Genomic DNA, 16,758 nt, shown 5'->3' with positions numbered 1-16,758 from the left:
ATTAAAACCTCCAGGAGATCATCATTCCCAGATTGTCTTTATCGATGATCGGCATGGATGTGATGTCAGTCTTTTTGTCTTTAATAATTTCAAAAGGATTTAAGATAAAGCCAAACAAATGAGCGATCTTAGATTCGCGCGCTAAGAAATACTCACTCGCACGTTCTGCTCCCATACCTAGCAAGGTTCCATAGACAGGCGTTTGATACATGTCTTGAAAGCTGGGACGTTCGGTGAATGTCTCAATCGCAAACTCAAACGCTAGCGAAGAAAGCACCGTCCATTGAAAGGCCTCAACCTCGGTGTATCCACGCGAGCGATAAAACAGGTAATAGTAATTCCCAGAGATCGCATGCTTCACGATATTGTAGTCAAAGGAGTCTTTGTCGAAATCAGGGCGCAGGGGATAGCTAAAGAAATTCGACCAAGATCCATGCTCCTTAATGGTTTCGTGCTGTGTAACTAGATAAACAGCCCACTGAGCTCCGTACATCATACCAAAATTGATCGCGAGTTCTTTGCCGGGTCTTTCTGGTGGGGGAGGATAAAGTTTCAACTGAAGCTGTTTAAGCTCTTCGACTTCAGTGGCAATTTGTTGTTCTAAGACTTGTTGGCGGTCTTTTAGTTCCTGCAACTCTTGCAAGTGTTGGGGGAGTTGTGATGCCACCATCGGCGCATTGGGAACCTGAGCGTGGGCCGCCCAGGAAAGACTCATTAAGAATGTGAAGGTCAAAAGGTGTAGTTTCATAAGTCAGATACTTTCTGTATCTAACTTATCGCCTTTTTCTGATTGTTTTATGAGAGGACAAGAATGGGAATCATTGTTGCAATATCAGAACAATGATTCCCAGCTATATTCGAGTTAATAACTTATTAAGTAGGACGGCGGCGAGATTTCGCTGCCAAGATCTTTTTAACGAATCCGTCGTCGTCTTCGTCAAAGATATCCCCGATGATTTCTTCAAAGATATTTTCCATCGTCACTAGACCTGATGGTGTCGCGCGATCATAGATCACGGCCATATGGGATTTTTGCCCCTGCATTTGCACCAGGATGCGGAATACGGGCTCAAAACCTTTGAACTTAAGGACCGGGCGGATCAGCGTCTGCCAGTCTAGATTCTTGTATTTGCGCGCCGTAAAGAACTCTTTCGAATTGATCAGACCCACGATTTCATTGTCATGCATAACCGGGATGCGGGTGTGACCTGAATTCACGATGATCGTTTCAACGTCTTCGATTTCGTCTTCTTTACGAACAAAGACCACCTCGCCCCAAGGCACCATGATGTCGCGAGCCAGAAGCTTATCGGCGCTGACCAGATTCATCACGTATTGCTTCGTTTGGTGAGGCAGATCTTCGATCTCAAAGTCATGATGATCGTGAGCATGCTCTGTCGTTTGTCCCAATGAAAACAGTTTCAAAATCATATGTGTGGATTTTTCTAGCACCCATACAAATGGAGAAAGAACTTTTTCACTGATATACAAACCACGTGCAGACCACAAAGAAATCTTCAAAGAATTTCTAAGAGCCAAGGTTTTCGGAACAAGCTCTCCGACAACCACGCTTAAGTAAGTAATCGGCAAGACCACAGTGGCGATAGAAATCGCATCCGCAGTGCTCGGAGAAATTTTAAAGTATTCAACATAAAGAGGTGAAAGGGCTTCTTCAGCTCCAGCACCACCGACGGCTGCGGCAACCGCGCCGACCACTGTGATACCGATCTGGATCACAGAGAGAGTGCGCTCTGGATTTGCTTTCAATCTTAAAAGCAGGCGAGCGCGGGCGTCGTTTCCAAGTTTTTGTAGCTGTACTTTACGAACTGTCACGAAAGCCATTTCGGCGCCGGACAAGAGCATATTAATAAAGAGACATACGATAATGACTAATAACTCAGTCACGGGAACCCCCGTTATTGAGCGCGTACGAATAAATTGTTGTTGTAGGGGAAGCTTCTAGAGATTTGGGTAAGGGATCAGGATTCATAGGTGGTCACAGTAGCAAAAAAAGAACCCGATTCATAGATGAATTCGGGCTCTGAAGATCAAGATTCTGTTAATTAAATGGATCGGAGTATGAAATTGAACGAGCGCATCATGGAACTGAAGGCCTGACGCTTGTTGATGAAACCCAAATAAGAAAAATTTCTTACCAAAGGTAAATCGAGCTCTTCCTCGCTATGGCCGGTGTAAATAACCACAGGGATGGTTTTTTTGATCTTATTGACCTTTTTTTCGGTCAATAAGCGATCCATTAATAGCAACGTGTCTCGGCCGCCCATTTGTGGCATCTGCCAGTCTAAGACAACAAGGTCATAGGGTTTGCTGGCAAGTAAGGGGATGGCGTCTTGGCCGTCGAAGGCCATCGTCACATCACACTTATAGTGATCTAAAATGTGCGACATCAACTTCACAGAGTCTAAGCTGTCATCAATGACGAGCACCCGGGGGATGCGTTGTTTATCTAGCGATGTCGATGAAGTGGTATCCAGCACCATATGGGATCTCCTGTCATAGTCTTACTTTACCCATTTGAACCGATGTAAAACTGAGAATCTTCTAAAAGAGCCTACCTGACGGGATCTTAATAAAAAGGCTGTCGAAACACATATACTGCTCGTGTCGCGACAGCCTAAAGGCTTACTGATTATATTTGAGACGCTTAAGGATTAAGCTAATTCTTTGCGTGTTTGTTCGCTGACAACTGTCTCACGCACCACAACCACCTTGATTTGGCCAGGGTAGTTGCACTCTTCTTCGATCTTCGCTGCGATTTTTTTAGACAATTCTAAAGCGTGCAGATCATCGATTTTTTTGCCGTTCACCAGGACACGACATTCGCGACCACCACTTAGGACGAAACAGTCCGTTACGCCTGGGAAGCTGCGAGCGATGTCTTGAAGCTCGGAAACTTTTTGGTTGTACGATTCAATTGTCGAACGACGTGCCCCTGGACGAGCCCCTGAGATCGCATCGGCTGCGATAACTAGGAACGCATGGTCTGTCGAAGGTTGTTCGTCAAAGTGATGGGCTTTAACCGCATGAACAATGTCTGGAGCCTCACCGCGAGCCGCGATAAAGTCAGCGCCAATCACGGCATGTCCACCTTCTTGAACGTGGTCCATGGATTTACCGATATCGTGAAGCATGCCTACACGGCGTGCTTTTTTGATGTCGACACCAAGCTCAGCAGCCATCAAGCCCGCAAGCCAACCCACTTCACCGCAGTGGAAGTATTGATTCTGTGTGAAAGAGTAACGATAGCGCAAAGATCCCATCATCTGACGAACTTCTGCATTCAAACCTTCAAGCTTAAGCTCCTTAGCCAAAGAGTCGCCATCGTGTTTGATATTTTTGAAAAGCTCTTTCTTCTGGTTTTCAGCAATTTTTTTGATGAATTCCGGAGTGATGCTTTTCTTCTCTTTAAAAATTCTTTCCAAAGTTCTGCGCGTTAGCTCACGGCGAACAGGGTCAAAGCCAGCTACGCCGACCATCTCCATGTCTTGCTCAACGATGATATCGCAACCACAGCTGTCTTGAACCGCTTTGATGTTGGCTCCGGCTGGATCCACAAACAATTTACGAGCGTGAGCATCTGGGAAGTTCACAGCACCAATACCGCGTTCTGCGCAGTAAGGACGGGCAAAACGATCGATCACAAGTGCCAAGATTTTCTTAGCGCGAGTTTCAGCGTGTTCTTTCGTGTCTTCTTCGTGTTCTTGGGCAAGGCGGGCAGCACGGCGTACAGCTTCCTCTTCCATTTTTGTTTTCAGCTCAGTTTTGAAATCTTCCGCAGAAGTTCCCAGTTTGGCTGTGAGTTTTTGTACGAACTCACTATTCAGAACTTTTTGCTGATCTTTGATTTTGCCGAGTTCAGCTTCCTGACCCTTCAAAACTTGTTCTTGTGCCTTTACGTCAGCTTCACGCTCTTGAAGTTTCTTTTTTTCTTCCTGAACGATGGAATCAGCTTTGGCTTTCTTTTCGTTTGCGACCTCTTGCAAATCTTCAATGCGACCTTCGGACTTGAGCATGTCAGGTTCCACTTTGGTCCACATTTCCATTTCGATTTCTTGAATGCGCTCTTTTTGCTCAAGCTCTTTCAGCTCGATCGCTTCCTTCGCTTCATCGATAATTTCCTGGGCATCTTCACGAGCCAGACGAAGTGTGCGTTTCACATTCAACTTGTGCAAGGCCCAACCCAAAATCCCACCGGCGATAATTCCAACGAGGGCTGTAGCAATCAATGCAGTCATAAATACTCCTAACCCTCTAAGTTTACTGCCCACAGTTAAATAACGCAAATTTTCCGAGGGTTTACTTCGTGTGTTATTCAGTCTAGACTGACGCGCAGGGAGGCAATATGGGCCAAATGGAAACCAAGACGCAATGGACTCGTAACGGATTAGGATTCGCGGCGGAGTCGCGTGGATTAAAGTTCGTGATGGACGGAAAACCTGCCGATGGTAACGATCAAGGTCCAACTCCAAAGGAAGTATTACTCGCAAGTATCTGTGCGTGCTCTGGAATGGACATTGTTTCTATTCTGCAAAAGATGCGTTTGGATCTGCAATCTTGTGATGTGGACGCGCAAACGGAGACGACGGATGGCCATCCCGCAATCTTTAAACTGGTGCGCATTCAGTACATGATCAAAGGCAGTAACATTAAGCCCGAACAGGCTATCAAGGCCGTGACATTGTCGATGACGAAATACTGTGGAGTCACAGCAATGGTGTGCCCAACGTCACCCGTGCAGTTCGAGATTTTCTTGAACACAGAAAAAATCCACGATGGAAAAGCCGATTTCACTGAGGCTTTGCAAGAGAAGAAATAATGCTTATTGATGTCGCACAATTTTACCACGAATTTGATTTCACCTATGCTCGCTCGCGCGGGCCGGGTGGTCAGAATGTAAATCGCACCAACTCGGCGGCGATTTTGCGTTGGAATTTGCGCGACTCTCAAGGTTTGCCAGAAAATATCAAAGCGCGTTTGCTAGAAAAACTAGCAACTCAGCTCACTGATGATGGTGATATTTTAATTCGCAGTGAAGAATTCCGTGATCAGGATCAAAATCGCTCGGCTTGCCTTAAAAAGTTGCAGGCATTGTTAGCAAAAGCTCTGTTTGTTCCAAAAAAGCGGGTGGCGACAAAGCCCACACGCAGTTCTGTACGTAAGCGTTTGGATTCTAAAAAACGCCACTCTGAAGTTAAAGCCGGTCGTAAAAAAGTTTACTAGTGAGCCTCTGACATCACAGGTTCGACAGTTGCTCCAGGTGTCTTAGGGTCTTCTGTCGCGTTGATTCTGCGAGATAAGAAAATCGCAAGCAATGTCACCGCAATCGACATGTAACCTACGATTTCGTATTTTTCTAATCTTCCAGAATCACCTTTCACGATGATGATGCCTGCAATGTAGCTTGCTGTTGCCGAGGAAAGTTGTTGCACGCAGCTTACGATACTCATGAAGCTTCCGCGATTTTGCGGGGAGGCAGTTCCTGATACCAACGCAGTTGCTGGAATCATGCGACCACCAGAAACCACAAAGAAAATCGATGTGATCGTCAGAACAAACCACGCAGGACTTGGTCCTAGGTGAGTGATCGCAAAGATCGGCAGCGTGCAAAGACCCGCGCCATATAAAAACACTTTGTGCTTTCCGTAGCGATCAGACATGCGCCCGATAGCTGGGGAGGAAAAGATCGTGAAAAGCCCACCGATCATGTAAATCAATGGCAACTGGTCTTCTGTGAGGCCTGCGTTTGAAACCATCGACGGTGACAGGTAAGGCACGATGGCAAAGTGGCCAAACATCACCGCAGACATGAAAATCAAAGCGCGCACTTGGTTGGTATTTTTAAAAATACGCACCAAAGACTGATAAACTGCTTCTTTTTCGCGGGGATGATCCAGGTGAGAGCGCACATTCGGCACGCCAAAGTACGCAACCACGCAAAGAAATAGCGATGCGACTCCCAAAAAGATAAACGGAGCATGCCAAGAGAATTGGTTCGCAAGGTATAAGCTAAAGGGAACACCAAAAATCGATGCCACGGAGAATGAAGTCATAATGACACCCATTGCAGAACCACGGCGCTCGTAAGAAATCGCATCACTTACAATCGACAGAACCAAAGAGCTTAAAACGCCACCAAACACGCCTGTCAAACCGCGAGCTAATAGCAAAAGTTCGTAGGTTGGTGCCAGAGCACAGGCAATCGTGCCAATGGAAAATCCCACAAAGAAGAACAACAGCAAGTTCTTGCGATCAAACTTGTCCATGAAGAAAGAAGCAGTGAAGCCACTGATCCCGGCGCTAAAGCTGTACGATGACACAAGGAGTCCGAATTGGTGAGGGGAAATCGCAAACAAACGCATGAGTTGTGGACCCAATGGCATCATGATCATGAAATCCACGATCGAGCTGAATTGAACGGAGGCTAAGATGCCAAGGAGAATTTTTTCTTTTTTGGAAAACACCGCGGGGTCCTTTTTGTTGACGTCCTCAAAAAATAACCGATAATCCAACTCTATGGCAACACTAAGAAAGTTTTTCGTTAGATTGATAGTTATCGCTGTGATCGCAGGTCTTGGTTGGCTTGTACTGGTAAATTACAGTGTGATCTTCTCCAAAACAGTGATCGGTGAAGTGGTCGACGTTCAACGTGTTGAACTTCCGGTTGCATTGATTGCTCGCTCTGGCGGGGAATTGAATGAAAAAGTATTTTCATTCGCGATCAGCATCAAGGATACAAAAACAAACGAGCTTTTCGCAGCGACTTCTGAGGACCGTCAATGGGCGATCGTTCAGCCTGGTCAATGTGCGGAGGCAGTTTACTTGCCATACCCACCTTGGGAACTACGTAAGAAGGACACTTTCTTTGGTGCCCGTTTAGTAAAATTGTACGAGTGTTCAAAATAGGAATCTAAAGTTATGTTCGAGATACTTCTTCTAGTGACAGCAATCGGGGCGGGCTTCTTGGGAGCTCTCCTTGGTCTGGGGGGAGGTATCATTATCGTACCTGTTCTCACGTTAGTTTATCACATCGATATTCGCTATGCGATCGCCGCAAGTTTGATTTCAATCGTGGCGACATCTTCTGGTGCAGCAGCCAGTTATCTTAAAGACTCCCTGACAAATCTTCGCTTAGCTGTCTTCCTCGAGATAGGAACAGTGAGTGGAGCTATTGTGGGCTTCTTGCTTGCAAGCTATATCAAGGCTCAGTTCTTGTTTTTACTTTTCGGTGTGTTCTTGTTGTTCTCGGCTCTGATGATGCTGAGAAAACGCCATGAGCATTACTCTGCCGTGAATCACCCATGGGCCGACGCTTTAAAGCTTGATGGTGGTTTCCCTGAAAAGGGCGAGTGGAAAACCTATAAGGTTGAAAAAGTTCCGCTAGGACTTTTCGCCATGTTCGGTGCGGGCGTGTTGTCGGCACTCTTAGGTATTGGCAGTGGAATTTTCAAAGTGCTGGCGATGGATGGCGCGATGAAACTTCCGATCAAGGTGTCTTCGGCTACTTCAAATTTTATGATTGGTGTAACGGCTTCAGCGAGTGCCGGTGCGTATTTGCTAAAAGGCGATGTACGACCTGAGATCGCGGCTCCTGTGGCTGTGGGAATTATTATCGGTTCGATCGTGGGTGCCAAGGCAATGGTCAAAATGCCGGCTGCCTTGATTCGTAAGATCTTTGTCGTTGTGTTGTCGATCGTGTCTGTTCAAATGATTATGAAAGGGCTTAAATAATGGCTCCTCAACCTCAGCAAGACCAAGCTTTGCATAATCTGGAACTTAGAATCAGCAAGATGCTTCGCAGTGGCGTTTATATCTCTGGAGCATTGTTGGTTGTGGGCTGGCTATGGCAGCTCTATAACACGGGTGATACTTTAGCGAGTTTTCAAACCTATGAATCCAAGTCATTGATGGAAACGATTCATTGGGCGGTCTTGATGCAAGATCGTCCGATGTTGATTTCAATTTCGGGATTGATTGTTTTAGTGTTACTTCCGATCACGCGCGTTTTCTTAACGGGTGTTTTGTTTGTGAAACAGAAAGATAGAATTCTTGCAGTGATGGCTTTCGCCGTTTTCATTTGTCTGGTCGCGAGCTTTTTCTTAGGGATTGAATTGTAGTATTGCCTAAGTTTAGGAACTGAAATAAAAATAAGCCTTCTGCTAATGAACGGAAGGTTTATGAAAAAGCTGATATTCCTGTTGTTGTCCTTCGTGGTTGTTCAATCTCAAGCTGTTGAAATTGAATACGATCTTGCGCAAAGCTCTCCATCGTTAAACTGGAACTTCATTGAAAATGATGTTGTTCGAGTTATCTATCCGGACTCCGTAAAATCAGAATCCGTCTATATCGCAAATTTGGTCGAGCATTACTCTCACGTCGTGGGTCAAACTTACGGAATTGCGAAACCTCATAAATTCAATTTGATCATTCGTCCAGAGATGGCTCAGCCCAATGCTTATGTGACTTTGATGCCTAGAAGAAGTGAGTGGTTCACGTCTTCAGTGTTTATTCCATTGGTGGGTTCTTCAGAGTGGTTCCAAACTTTATCTATTCATGAGTACCGTCACGTAAATCAATTCGATCACTTTAATACAGGCGCCACCAAGGTTCTTTACTACATCATGGGTGAACAAGGTTGGGCCTTGGCTGCCGGTATGACGTTGCCATCTTGGTACTTAGAGGGCGACGCGGTTTGGGCTGAAACCAAGTACACAGATGCGGGTCGTGGCAGATCTCCGCGTTTCTTGGCGCGGTTGAAAGCTTTGGTCTTAAGCAATAAAATCCCAACGTATGATCAATTCTTAAGCGGAAGCTATAATACAGATCTTCCGAATCAATACGTCTATGGTTATGCGTTGGTGTCGTATGCGACGCAAAAGTACGGCGATAATATCTGGGAGAAAATCACAAGCGACATCGCACAGGCTCCGTACCCATTACGTTTGTATCAATCCTTCAACAATGTAACAGGTCAAAGCTTTGCGGATTTCTATGAAGAGACGATGAACGATCTGCGCAAGAAATGGTCTAAAGATTCCATGACGGATGCGGATTGGGCAGAATATCGTGAAAGCTCAGCACCATTTAAATCGGGTGATTCTCTTTACTACGTTAAGCAGACTTTAGATTCTCATCCTCAATTGGTACGTGAAACTAATGGCAAAATTGAAACCGTGGTGAAGTTCCCATACAATCGCGATGTACAAACGATTGATATCCAAGGTGACCGCGGAGTTTACACTGAATTCCGTCCCGATAAGCGTTATCAGCAAAAGGGCACGTCGGATTTAGTTCTTATCGATCTTAAAAAAGGCAGCACTCAAAAAATTACCAGCAATCAAAGACTCTACAATCCAAGATTCAATGGATCTGCGAATAAAATTGTCGCGATCGAATTTGCCCAAGATCAGTCATGGAGTGTGAGTGAGTTTGATTTGAATGGTCAACGTATCAATACTTTCCAAATCAAAGACAACAAACCTGCTGAGGTTGCTTATTTAAATGATGAAACTGCTGTAGCACTTGTTAATGATAAAACAGGTCACAAGTATATTGCGACTTTGGATCTAAAAGAAAAAAAGATCTCAAGAACTCTTCTTCCTGCTTCCAGAAATATGATCAGCTCTTTGCGAGCTGATACTCAACGCAATATCGTATTCGAAGCGCAGTACAAGGGTTATAACGAAGTCTTTAAGCTTTCCTCGGAAGGACAGCTGGCTCAGTGTACGCAAAGTAAGATTGCGTCTTATACGCCATCCTCTGACGGGCAAAATATTTATGTCAGCGATGAAGATATCAACGGCACAGCGATTAAGTCTGTACCACTTTCGTCATGCAAAGCAATGGATGCTGGGGAGTTGGTCGGATTTAAGTACCTAGGCGAGACAGCTTCTGATGCTTACAATAAGTTTCCTGTGACTCCGTTTGCGGATCAGGCCGAGTTGTTCACTAAAAATTCAGACAAGTACCAACCACAAGAGTACGGGGATTTCGATAAGCAGCTTTTGATCCCGAATACTTGGGGTTTGATGATCGGTCGTGGCGGCGGATTTGGTGCCAGAACTGACAACTATCTGCGCACGATGAGTTTGTCGGCGTTGGCTGGTGTTGATGCAGAGGAGAGTGGCTCTTTTGTCGACTTCAATTACGACATCAATAAGTACTATCTGTTGATCCGCTTCCAGTTGGAAAACAGAGAGCGTAAAGTCGAGGACTTCACTACGACAGACATTAGCAGTTGGACCGAGAAAACTGCGGGTGTGGCTGTGGGACTTCCGTATATCCGTAAAATGGGACTGTATAACTTTTCTGCTTTGCTCAGTGGGCAAGGCAGTTACGTCGACATGTCGTCTTATGAATTTAATGATGTCTCAACAGGTGATCAGACAGATTTTCTTTATAAAACGGGCTCATCATTGGCACTAAGCTGGTATATGGATGCAAAGCCTCGTTCGATCGTGAATCCATGGTTGTTGTCGTATCGTATTAGCTACGAAGATGCCGATGCTCCAAGCAACTCAACGTTGTCTTCGTTTAGAACTTTGCAAACAGCTCAGTTAAATACTCCAGCCTTTGCGTCGAACGATGCCTTTAAAGTGACTTACAGTCAGCAGGAGCAGGGGAACGCGGGATCGTCTTATCGATTTCTGCCAGAGTCCACAGCGATCAGCTATGTCTTTTCTCGAGGCTATGAGTACCGTGATGTTCCGTACTTCCAAAAGGTGACGGGCAATTACCTGTTCCCGCTGGCATATCCGGATTGGAATTTGTCGGGCGCTGTTTACGCGAAAAGGCTGTATGCGAATCTGTTCTTTGATTCGACTTACGCGAAAGACGTAGTCTTAAAAGAAACCATGAACAGTTACGGAGCTGAGGTCATCGCCGACACCAAAATTTTAAGATTCTTTCCAATGAGTTTCGGTGCCCGCGTCCTACAAAGGCTCGAAGACAATATGGTCAAGGGCGAGGTCTTCTTGGCCTCTGATATCGGCTTCTAATCTCCTTTAAAGTGAGCTCCTCTTTTGCATATTTAAAGCATATGTAAATAAGGAGTTCTATATGCGATTTGGAACTGGTTTGGGCCCAAAATTGTTGGCCCTGTCTATGCTTTTGTCAGTGCAAGCACCTGCGGCTATGGAAAAGCAATATCCCAATATCGAGGATACCAACCGAGTCGCAGCGTCGTTGATTTCCGTCTTAGGAGGCTGCCCAGATAAGATCTGGCCGGGTCTCAAGCTTTCCAAATTAGATGTTTTATTGGTGAATAAAGAGCTTCCTAGGCAGATCTTGGTTTCCACCATGAACAAGACGATTACAACAATTCCGAACGAAGAATTGCCCCCTCACGTCTTTCAGGCCGCTTACTCTAAAATCCCTTATCAAGGTCGCGAGATTCTGTACGTGGACAGTCAGTACGGTCTTTCAGGATCCATCAAGAGATCTATAACTTTCGGTTTGGCTGTTCATGAGTCCTTTCACATGGTCGATCAAAGACAGTGGGTGCAAAAGCGTGGTGCGAGAGGCACAACACTTCCGTTGTTGGCGTCACCTCGTGTAGCGCGTGCCATGTTGTACAGAAATCTTGTCAATGTACTGAAGGACAAAAGAAATTCGGCGGAGTCTCTTGGTAAAGCTAGATTTTGGTATGACGAATGGCTGAAAGCGGATGCCACAGAAGGCGTGACAACGGCAGATGGTTATGAGGGCACGGCGATGTATGTTGAAACAATCGCTTCGCTTTACGATCAAAGAAGCTGTGGGGCTACGGAGTCTGAACTTGAACAGTTGAGTTTCAGTACTCCTGTTTCTAATGGTTCAGAAGCCGTTGGATTTTCTGGTTTGGATAGTGAAGGTTATTTTGTTGGTGGTATGGCAAGTTTGATTTTGCGCTTTAGATATCCGCAATTAAACTGGCAGGCTCTTGTGGCGACTGGTGAAAATCCACTTCAAACTCTTATGAAGAATGTGGTGCCTGTTGCTGATCAGGCGGACGAGAGGTTGAAGTCTCGTATAGAACAACACGTGGCAAAACGTTCTGAACAAGTTGAGAAATTCGTGGCTCCTGCTCGTCAGGCTATGAGTAAAGATAACGCCGTGTATGTGGCGGTACCTAGTTCCTCTATGAGAACAAGTTTTTCTCCAAAAGGATTTTTTAATGATCGCGAGGGTGGAGTTCGTTATATACCTATGGCAGAGCCTTTGGATTTTCAACTGACTCAAGGAGCTCGTTTGCGCGCCCTTGAGGGTTCTGTATTTGTAGAATTTGAAGATTCGGCGCCACCATGTGATGATTACGGTTGGCAGTTTGTGCTTGAGAGCTCAGAAGTTGTCCAGTCCGCTCAAGGTCAATTCACGATTGATACAAAGCACTTCAAGGGACTGGTTAACGGCAAAGTCAAATTAGACAGCCAAAATCGCCAATGGATTTGCGTGCAACCCTAATGGATTAAAGCGGGGCTGGACTTTATAAAAGAGCTAGCCCTTTTCGGATATCAAGTCTTAAGATAAAGGCATGAATACAAAAATCTTTAAATTCAATGCCTTCCTTGCTATCTACGGTCTCTTAAAAATTCCTCTTTTGGTTTTTATCGGTCCTAAAGTGGTCTCGATGACGGATAAGAAATTCGTCATCAAAATCCCACTGGGTTACCGCACGAAAAACCATCTGAACTCGATGTACTTTGGTGCCTTGGGCGTGGGGGCAGAGCTTTCTATCGCGGCACCCGCGGTGCAAGTGATTGCTGAAAGCAAACAGAAGATCGATTTCATTTTTAAAGATTTCACAGCCCAATACGGCAAACGTGCTGACGGAGATGTTCACTTTATCTGTGACGAAGTGGCAGCGGTGACTTCGTTGATCGAAGAAGCAAAGAAGAATCCAGAACGCCTAGAGAGAAAAATGAAAGGCTACGCGATTGTCCCAAGCAAAAGCGAAGAGCCTGTCATGACTTATGAGCTGACGTTGTCAGTAAAAAACAGATCGCTAAAATCTTAAAGTTATGGCGATTGAAGTAAAGGAAATCAAGCATGCTTCCAGTGAATATCAGCTGGAAGTAAATCTAAGATACGAAATTTTGCGCAAACCTTTGGGGCTAACTTTTTCGCAGGAAGAACTACGCGCAGAAAAAGACGACATTCACTTAGGAGCTTTTCGTAACAAGCTTTTGTTCGGATGTTTGCTGCTAGCGAAGGTCAACGACTCTATTATTAAAATGCGCCAAGTGGCCGTTCAAGACCACGTGCAAGGAACTGGTGTGGGTCGTATGCTCGTTGAAGCCTCCGAGGCAAAAGCTAAAGAGCTAGGTTATAAAGAAATGGAACTAAACGCTCGAGAAACCGCAGTTCCATTTTACCTAAAGCTTGGCTACGAAATCGTTGGTGATACGGTGGGAGTTGCGGGACTTCCGCATAAGAAAATGCGCAAAAGTTTATAATGCGATGAGTGTCTGGTGCCAAAAAGAAAAGGCCGGTGATCCCGGCCTTTTTTATTACTCAACACCCAAGGTGTTTAAGTTTTTCACGCTGGCTTCGTATTCGGAAATCAACTTCGCATAGATTTCGCGAACGGTAAGGATTTCTTCGACTAAGCCCACAGATTGTCCTGCAGTCCAAACTGTTTTCCAAGTTGGTTTAACAGCTGCTTCCTCTAAGGACTTCATGCCCATCAAGTGAATCAATGGAACCATATATTTCTTAGTGAGCTTGTGCTCTTTCAAAATCTTCATCGCCCAAGGTAAGTCCGTACCTAATTTTTGGATGTACGGAGTGTTGATAACCGCGGCTGGCGTTCCAGACACACGAGTTGTCATTACGATGTCTTCCGGAGTGGATTTGATGATCGCGTCTTTGTACGCTTGATCAACGTTGGCTTCTTTACTTGCGATAAAGCGTGTTCCGATACTCACGCCAGAAGCACCTAACGCCATACAAGCTGCGATCATAGATCCGTGGGAAATACCACCAGCTGCCACAATAGGAATATCCAAACGAGTTTTAAGCCAAGGAATCAAAACCAGGGGAGAGATCGGACCTGCATGGCCACCAGCTCCTGCGCCAACAGCGATCACGCCATCAGCTCCCAGGTCTTGGCATTTTAAGGCGTGTTCAAGGTTCGTTACGTCACAAAATACTTTTGCGCCATTTTTATGCGCTTCTTCGATCACAGTTTTAGGATTCCCCAAAGAAGTGATGAATAGATTTACTCCATGATCCAAGGCGATTTTCAAATCATCATTCTGACGAGTGTTGGATTTATTAACGATGATATTAATGCCGATTGGCTTTTTAGTTTTTTCGCGGATTTCCTTAAGGGCTGCCGCATAGTTTTCAAGAGGGCGGTAATTCAACGCCGGAAATGTTCCGATACCACCAGCTTCGCTCGCTTGCGCGACAAGTTCTGTGTTGCTTACCAAAAACATCGGGGCTGCGATAATCGGGTAATCAATTCCCATCATCTCTGTAAATGGTGTTTTGAATTTCTTAAGCATGTTTCTTTACCCCAATCCTTTGTGAGTGATAAATGCCTTTATGTCCTGATGATAAATAACTAATCACACAAGCAACAGCAAAAAATACGGCGCCATTTGTGCCAAACAGCTCCATCGCCATGATTGTACAAGCAAGCGGCGTGTTCGCAGCTCCGGCAAATACGGCGACAAAACCCATTCCTGAAAGCATTGACATCGGCAGAGGTAATATTGAGGACAAAGTATTCCCTAAGGTCGCGCCAATGAAAAATAGCGGCGTGACCTCTCCACCTTTAAAGCCCGAACCCAATGTCACCACCGTGAATAGGATTTTGAGAGCGAAATCATAGAATGGAATTTTTTGTTGAAAGCTTTCAACAATAACCGGGACACCTAAACCCAAGTAACGATCCGTTTGCATTAAGGCGGCTAAAACAATCACCAAAATCCCGCCCACAAATGTGCGTAGCAACGGATTTTGAACACCATTTTTAAAAAGACGAATCATATGATGAAGGCTTGCAGAGAAAAAGCGCGCGCAAAGCCCAAAGGCAAGGCCCGCAAAGATCGCATAACCCAAAGATTTCATTTCTAACGGCGCAACTTCTAAAACTTTATAAACCGTGTGGTGAATTCCCCAAAGGGATGTCACGCGATCGGCGATGATTGCCGAGGCAAAACAGGGTAGGAGGGCTGCGTAGCGGAGTCTGCCCACTCTTAAAACTTCCAGGCCAAAAACGGCTCCCGCGATGGGAGTTCCAAAGACAGACGCAAATCCTGCGGAGATTCCGGCCATCAATAAAATTTTTCGTTCCTGTCCTGCAAATTTAAAATAGTGGGTTAACTGATCTGACAGAGAAGCACCCATTTGCACAGCCGTCCCCTCGCGGCCGGCAGATCCTCCGAATAAGTGAGTAGCTAAAGTTCCAATTAGCACTAACGGCGTCATACGCAGTGGTACGACTTGTTTGGGGCTGTGGATCTCATCCAAAATCAGATTGGTTCCAGCTTCAGATCCTTTGCCATGGCGGGTGTAGAGCCAAGAAATTAAAACGCCCGCGAACGGTAAAAGGAAAAGCAGCCAAGGGTTTTGCAATCGAGTGTTGGTGACGAAATCAAGGGAGGCTAAAAATCCCGCGGATGCGGTCCCGGCTAATGCGCCGACGACCAGAGATATAGCGAGCCACTTAAATACGGCTTTGATCACTTAAAACATCCTCCTCGATAGTCTTCAGCATACGAGGAGGATTTATGGAGGCAAGGACTTTTACGTTTCTCTAAGGTTTCAAGTAACGATTGATCAAAATGAATACTTCTTTTTTGATCTCGTTTTCCCTTTCAGGAGATTGAGGACCTAGGAGACTTAGCTGCAAGATGTTGTTGAAGCTGCTCACGATGAACAACGCAATCATCTCGCGGTCACGCCCTGGGATTTGCGGCATATGTGCTAGCACTGCTTTTTGGTAGTGCTCAAAGAACACACGACGAGTTTCCCAGTAATCAAGCATTCCTTGAACGCCTTGTAGGGCCGTTCTTAGAGGGCGATTATCATGGAAGCGTGCAAAACCGATATCAATGAACGCATGGATTTTTGTATCCAAATCCGTGGTTGTTAGTTTCGCTAAGTTCTCTTCAATATATACCAAGTCTTTTTGCAGAAGATCGTCGATAACCGCCGCAACGATAGCTTCTTTGTTTGCAAAGAACTGATATAGAGAACCGATACTCACGCCTGCCATCTCAGCAATCTTATCCGTAGTGATTGCATGATATGGTTCCTGCACTAATAGGCGTGCACAGGATTCAACGATACTTGCCACCGTTTCTTTCGAACGTTTTTGCACCGGAATTTTCAACATGTACTTCTTATCCGGATTATTGTGGCTTACTGGACTGGCACCCATAACTCCTCCTTGTCTGAGGTTTATTAACTTGGCTCAGGTTCATATTCGGCCCAAGAAGATTAATATTCAATACTAGTTCGGAAAGTATTAAATGACGAGACCTAAGGTTTCCCATGGTGTACATCCGAGAATTTTTTCTGAACTATTGGCTTATTCTGAAACAAAGTGGGTAAAAGCGCCTTTTATTACATGGACGCAATAAAAGTACCCGAAAAAGGCTGTTTTTCCGAGATTTTCACGGAAAAAACGGCTGTTTGTTCCACGAAAAAACAGAAGATCAGTCAAAATTCCTTAATGATTCTGTAAAATTATCTTAACATCGTATATAAACGAGTGTTAACTTACAAGCTGAGACATTCTCGTCCGGTGTG

17 protein-coding genes are annotated in these 16,758 nt (G+C 45.3%); 9 read left to right on the top strand and 8 right to left on the bottom strand.

Features of this window, described 5'->3' with window-relative positions; all coding sequences use genetic code 11:
- Position 1: 1 nt before the first annotated feature.
- The 4 genes from ACLVWP_RS10790 to ACLVWP_RS10775 form a co-directional block, all read right to left on the bottom strand.
- The gene (locus ACLVWP_RS10790; RefSeq protein WP_413557254.1) at positions 2-748 is read right to left on the bottom strand and encodes a DUF3943 domain-containing protein; all 747 of its coding nucleotides are present in this window, start codon (positions 746-748) and stop codon (positions 2-4) included.
- 125 nt (positions 749-873) lie between these two features.
- Positions 874-1,905 (bottom strand): hemolysin family protein, encoded by a 1,032-nt coding sequence (locus tag ACLVWP_RS10785; RefSeq protein WP_413557253.1) that lies wholly within the window; start codon positions 1,903-1,905, stop codon positions 874-876.
- A gap of 158 nt (positions 1,906-2,063) precedes the next feature.
- On the bottom strand, positions 2,064-2,501 hold the full coding sequence (locus tag ACLVWP_RS10780) for a response regulator (protein ID WP_413557252.1): 438 nt from the start codon (positions 2,499-2,501) through the stop codon (positions 2,064-2,066).
- Positions 2,502-2,672: 171 nt separating this feature from the next.
- Complete coding sequence (locus tag ACLVWP_RS10775) at positions 2,673-4,256, bottom strand: Rnase Y domain-containing protein (protein WP_413557251.1); 1,584 nt, start codon at positions 4,254-4,256, stop codon at positions 2,673-2,675.
- Positions 4,257-4,372: 116 nt separating this feature from the next.
- Between ACLVWP_RS10775 and ACLVWP_RS10770 the strand changes: the two genes are divergently transcribed.
- Together ACLVWP_RS10770 and arfB are read left to right on the top strand one after the other, a co-directional pair.
- Entirely contained in the window at positions 4,373-4,837 is a 465-nt protein-coding gene (locus ACLVWP_RS10770) for an OsmC family protein (protein ID WP_413557250.1), read from the top strand.
- Entirely contained in the window at positions 4,837-5,241 is a 405-nt protein-coding gene (gene arfB, locus ACLVWP_RS10765) for an alternative ribosome rescue aminoacyl-tRNA hydrolase ArfB (protein WP_413557249.1), read from the top strand. The genes ACLVWP_RS10770 and arfB overlap by 1 nt, the downstream gene beginning before the upstream one ends.
- Here the strand turns inward: arfB and ACLVWP_RS10760 are convergent.
- Entirely contained in the window at positions 5,238-6,482 is a 1,245-nt protein-coding gene (locus tag ACLVWP_RS10760) for an MFS transporter (RefSeq protein WP_413557248.1), read from the bottom strand. The genes arfB and ACLVWP_RS10760 overlap by 4 nt on opposite strands.
- A 52-nt stretch (positions 6,483-6,534) precedes the next feature.
- Here ACLVWP_RS10760 and ACLVWP_RS10755 point away from each other — a divergent pair, with 52 nt between their 5' ends.
- The 7 genes from ACLVWP_RS10755 to ACLVWP_RS10725 all read left to right on the top strand — a co-directional run bounded on the left by ACLVWP_RS10755 (position 6,535) and on the right by ACLVWP_RS10725 (position 13,451).
- On the top strand, positions 6,535-6,924 hold the full coding sequence (locus ACLVWP_RS10755; protein WP_413557247.1) for a hypothetical protein: 390 nt from the start codon (positions 6,535-6,537) through the stop codon (positions 6,922-6,924).
- A 12-nt stretch (positions 6,925-6,936) separates the two neighbouring features.
- Complete coding sequence (locus ACLVWP_RS10750; protein ID WP_413557246.1) at positions 6,937-7,749, top strand: sulfite exporter TauE/SafE family protein; 813 nt, start codon at positions 6,937-6,939, stop codon at positions 7,747-7,749.
- On the top strand, positions 7,749-8,135 hold the full coding sequence (locus ACLVWP_RS10745; protein WP_413557245.1) for a DUF1634 domain-containing protein: 387 nt from the start codon (positions 7,749-7,751) through the stop codon (positions 8,133-8,135). Before ACLVWP_RS10750 ends, ACLVWP_RS10745 begins: the two co-directional genes overlap by 1 nt.
- A 60-nt stretch (positions 8,136-8,195) precedes the next feature.
- Entirely contained in the window at positions 8,196-11,015 is a 2,820-nt protein-coding gene (locus tag ACLVWP_RS10740; protein WP_413557244.1) for a hypothetical protein, read from the top strand.
- A 61-nt stretch (positions 11,016-11,076) separates the two neighbouring features.
- Complete coding sequence (locus tag ACLVWP_RS10735; RefSeq protein WP_413557243.1) at positions 11,077-12,459, top strand: hypothetical protein; 1,383 nt, start codon at positions 11,077-11,079, stop codon at positions 12,457-12,459.
- Between the two features lie 70 nt (positions 12,460-12,529).
- Positions 12,530-13,012: a DUF4442 domain-containing protein gene (locus ACLVWP_RS10730; RefSeq protein ID WP_413557242.1), complete on the top strand. Its 483-nt coding sequence runs from the start codon at positions 12,530-12,532 to the stop codon at positions 13,010-13,012.
- A gap of 4 nt (positions 13,013-13,016) precedes the next feature.
- Positions 13,017-13,451: a GNAT family N-acetyltransferase gene (locus ACLVWP_RS10725; protein WP_413557241.1), complete on the top strand. Its 435-nt coding sequence runs from the start codon at positions 13,017-13,019 to the stop codon at positions 13,449-13,451.
- Between the two features lie 54 nt (positions 13,452-13,505).
- On the opposite strand, the gene ACLVWP_RS10720 is transcribed toward ACLVWP_RS10725, so the two are convergent.
- From ACLVWP_RS10720 to ACLVWP_RS10710, 3 genes are all read right to left on the bottom strand, one after another.
- The gene (locus ACLVWP_RS10720) at positions 13,506-14,504 is read right to left on the bottom strand and encodes an NAD(P)H-dependent flavin oxidoreductase (RefSeq protein ID WP_413557240.1); all 999 of its coding nucleotides are present in this window, start codon (positions 14,502-14,504) and stop codon (positions 13,506-13,508) included.
- Positions 14,497-15,690: a voltage-gated chloride channel family protein gene (locus ACLVWP_RS10715; protein ID WP_413557239.1), complete on the bottom strand. Its 1,194-nt coding sequence runs from the start codon at positions 15,688-15,690 to the stop codon at positions 14,497-14,499. Before ACLVWP_RS10715 ends, ACLVWP_RS10720 begins: the two co-directional genes overlap by 8 nt.
- 70 nt (positions 15,691-15,760) lie before the next feature.
- A complete protein-coding gene (locus ACLVWP_RS10710; RefSeq protein WP_413557238.1) occupies positions 15,761-16,387 on the bottom strand; it encodes a TetR/AcrR family transcriptional regulator in 627 nt (208 codons plus the stop codon).
- Between the last annotated feature and the right edge of the window lie 371 nt (positions 16,388-16,758).

This window comes from Bdellovibrio sp. HCB209 (assembly GCF_047306065.1).
In the GTDB taxonomy this organism is placed as follows: domain Bacteria; phylum Bdellovibrionota; class Bdellovibrionia; order Bdellovibrionales; family Bdellovibrionaceae; genus Bdellovibrio.
The sequence above is the reverse complement of the archived record's forward strand: the minus strand, read 5'-3'. Positions and strand labels throughout refer to the sequence as shown.

What these genes read in the sequence shown, in the direction of transcription:
- ACLVWP_RS10755 (WP_413557247.1), top strand. Translation starts at nt 6,535, where the DNA reads ATGGCAACACTAAGAAAGTTTTTCGTTAGATTGATAGTTATCGCTGTG.
- ACLVWP_RS10745 (WP_413557245.1), top strand. Translation starts at nt 7,749, where the DNA reads ATGGCTCCTCAACCTCAGCAAGACCAAGCTTTGCATAATCTGGAACTT.
- ACLVWP_RS10730 (WP_413557242.1), top strand. Translation starts at nt 12,530, where the DNA reads ATGAATACAAAAATCTTTAAATTCAATGCCTTCCTTGCTATCTACGGT.
- ACLVWP_RS10725 (WP_413557241.1), top strand. Translation starts at nt 13,017, where the DNA reads ATGGCGATTGAAGTAAAGGAAATCAAGCATGCTTCCAGTGAATATCAG.
- ACLVWP_RS10780 (WP_413557252.1), bottom strand. Translation starts at nt 2,501, where the DNA reads ATGGTGCTGGATACCACTTCATCGACATCGCTAGATAAACAACGCATC.
- ACLVWP_RS10740 (WP_413557244.1), top strand. Translation starts at nt 8,196, where the DNA reads ATGAAAAAGCTGATATTCCTGTTGTTGTCCTTCGTGGTTGTTCAATCT.
- ACLVWP_RS10770 (WP_413557250.1), top strand. Translation starts at nt 4,373, where the DNA reads ATGGAAACCAAGACGCAATGGACTCGTAACGGATTAGGATTCGCGGCG.
- ACLVWP_RS10775 (WP_413557251.1), bottom strand. Translation starts at nt 4,256, where the DNA reads ATGACTGCATTGATTGCTACAGCCCTCGTTGGAATTATCGCCGGTGGG.
- ACLVWP_RS10790 (WP_413557254.1), bottom strand. Translation starts at nt 748, where the DNA reads ATGAAACTACACCTTTTGACCTTCACATTCTTAATGAGTCTTTCCTGG.
- ACLVWP_RS10710 (WP_413557238.1), bottom strand. Translation starts at nt 16,387, where the DNA reads ATGGGTGCCAGTCCAGTAAGCCACAATAATCCGGATAAGAAGTACATG.
- ACLVWP_RS10735 (WP_413557243.1), top strand. Translation starts at nt 11,077, where the DNA reads ATGCGATTTGGAACTGGTTTGGGCCCAAAATTGTTGGCCCTGTCTATG.
- ACLVWP_RS10720 (WP_413557240.1), bottom strand. Translation starts at nt 14,504, where the DNA reads ATGCTTAAGAAATTCAAAACACCATTTACAGAGATGATGGGAATTGAT.
- ACLVWP_RS10750 (WP_413557246.1), top strand. Translation starts at nt 6,937, where the DNA reads ATGTTCGAGATACTTCTTCTAGTGACAGCAATCGGGGCGGGCTTCTTG.
- arfB (WP_413557249.1), top strand. Translation starts at nt 4,837, where the DNA reads ATGCTTATTGATGTCGCACAATTTTACCACGAATTTGATTTCACCTAT.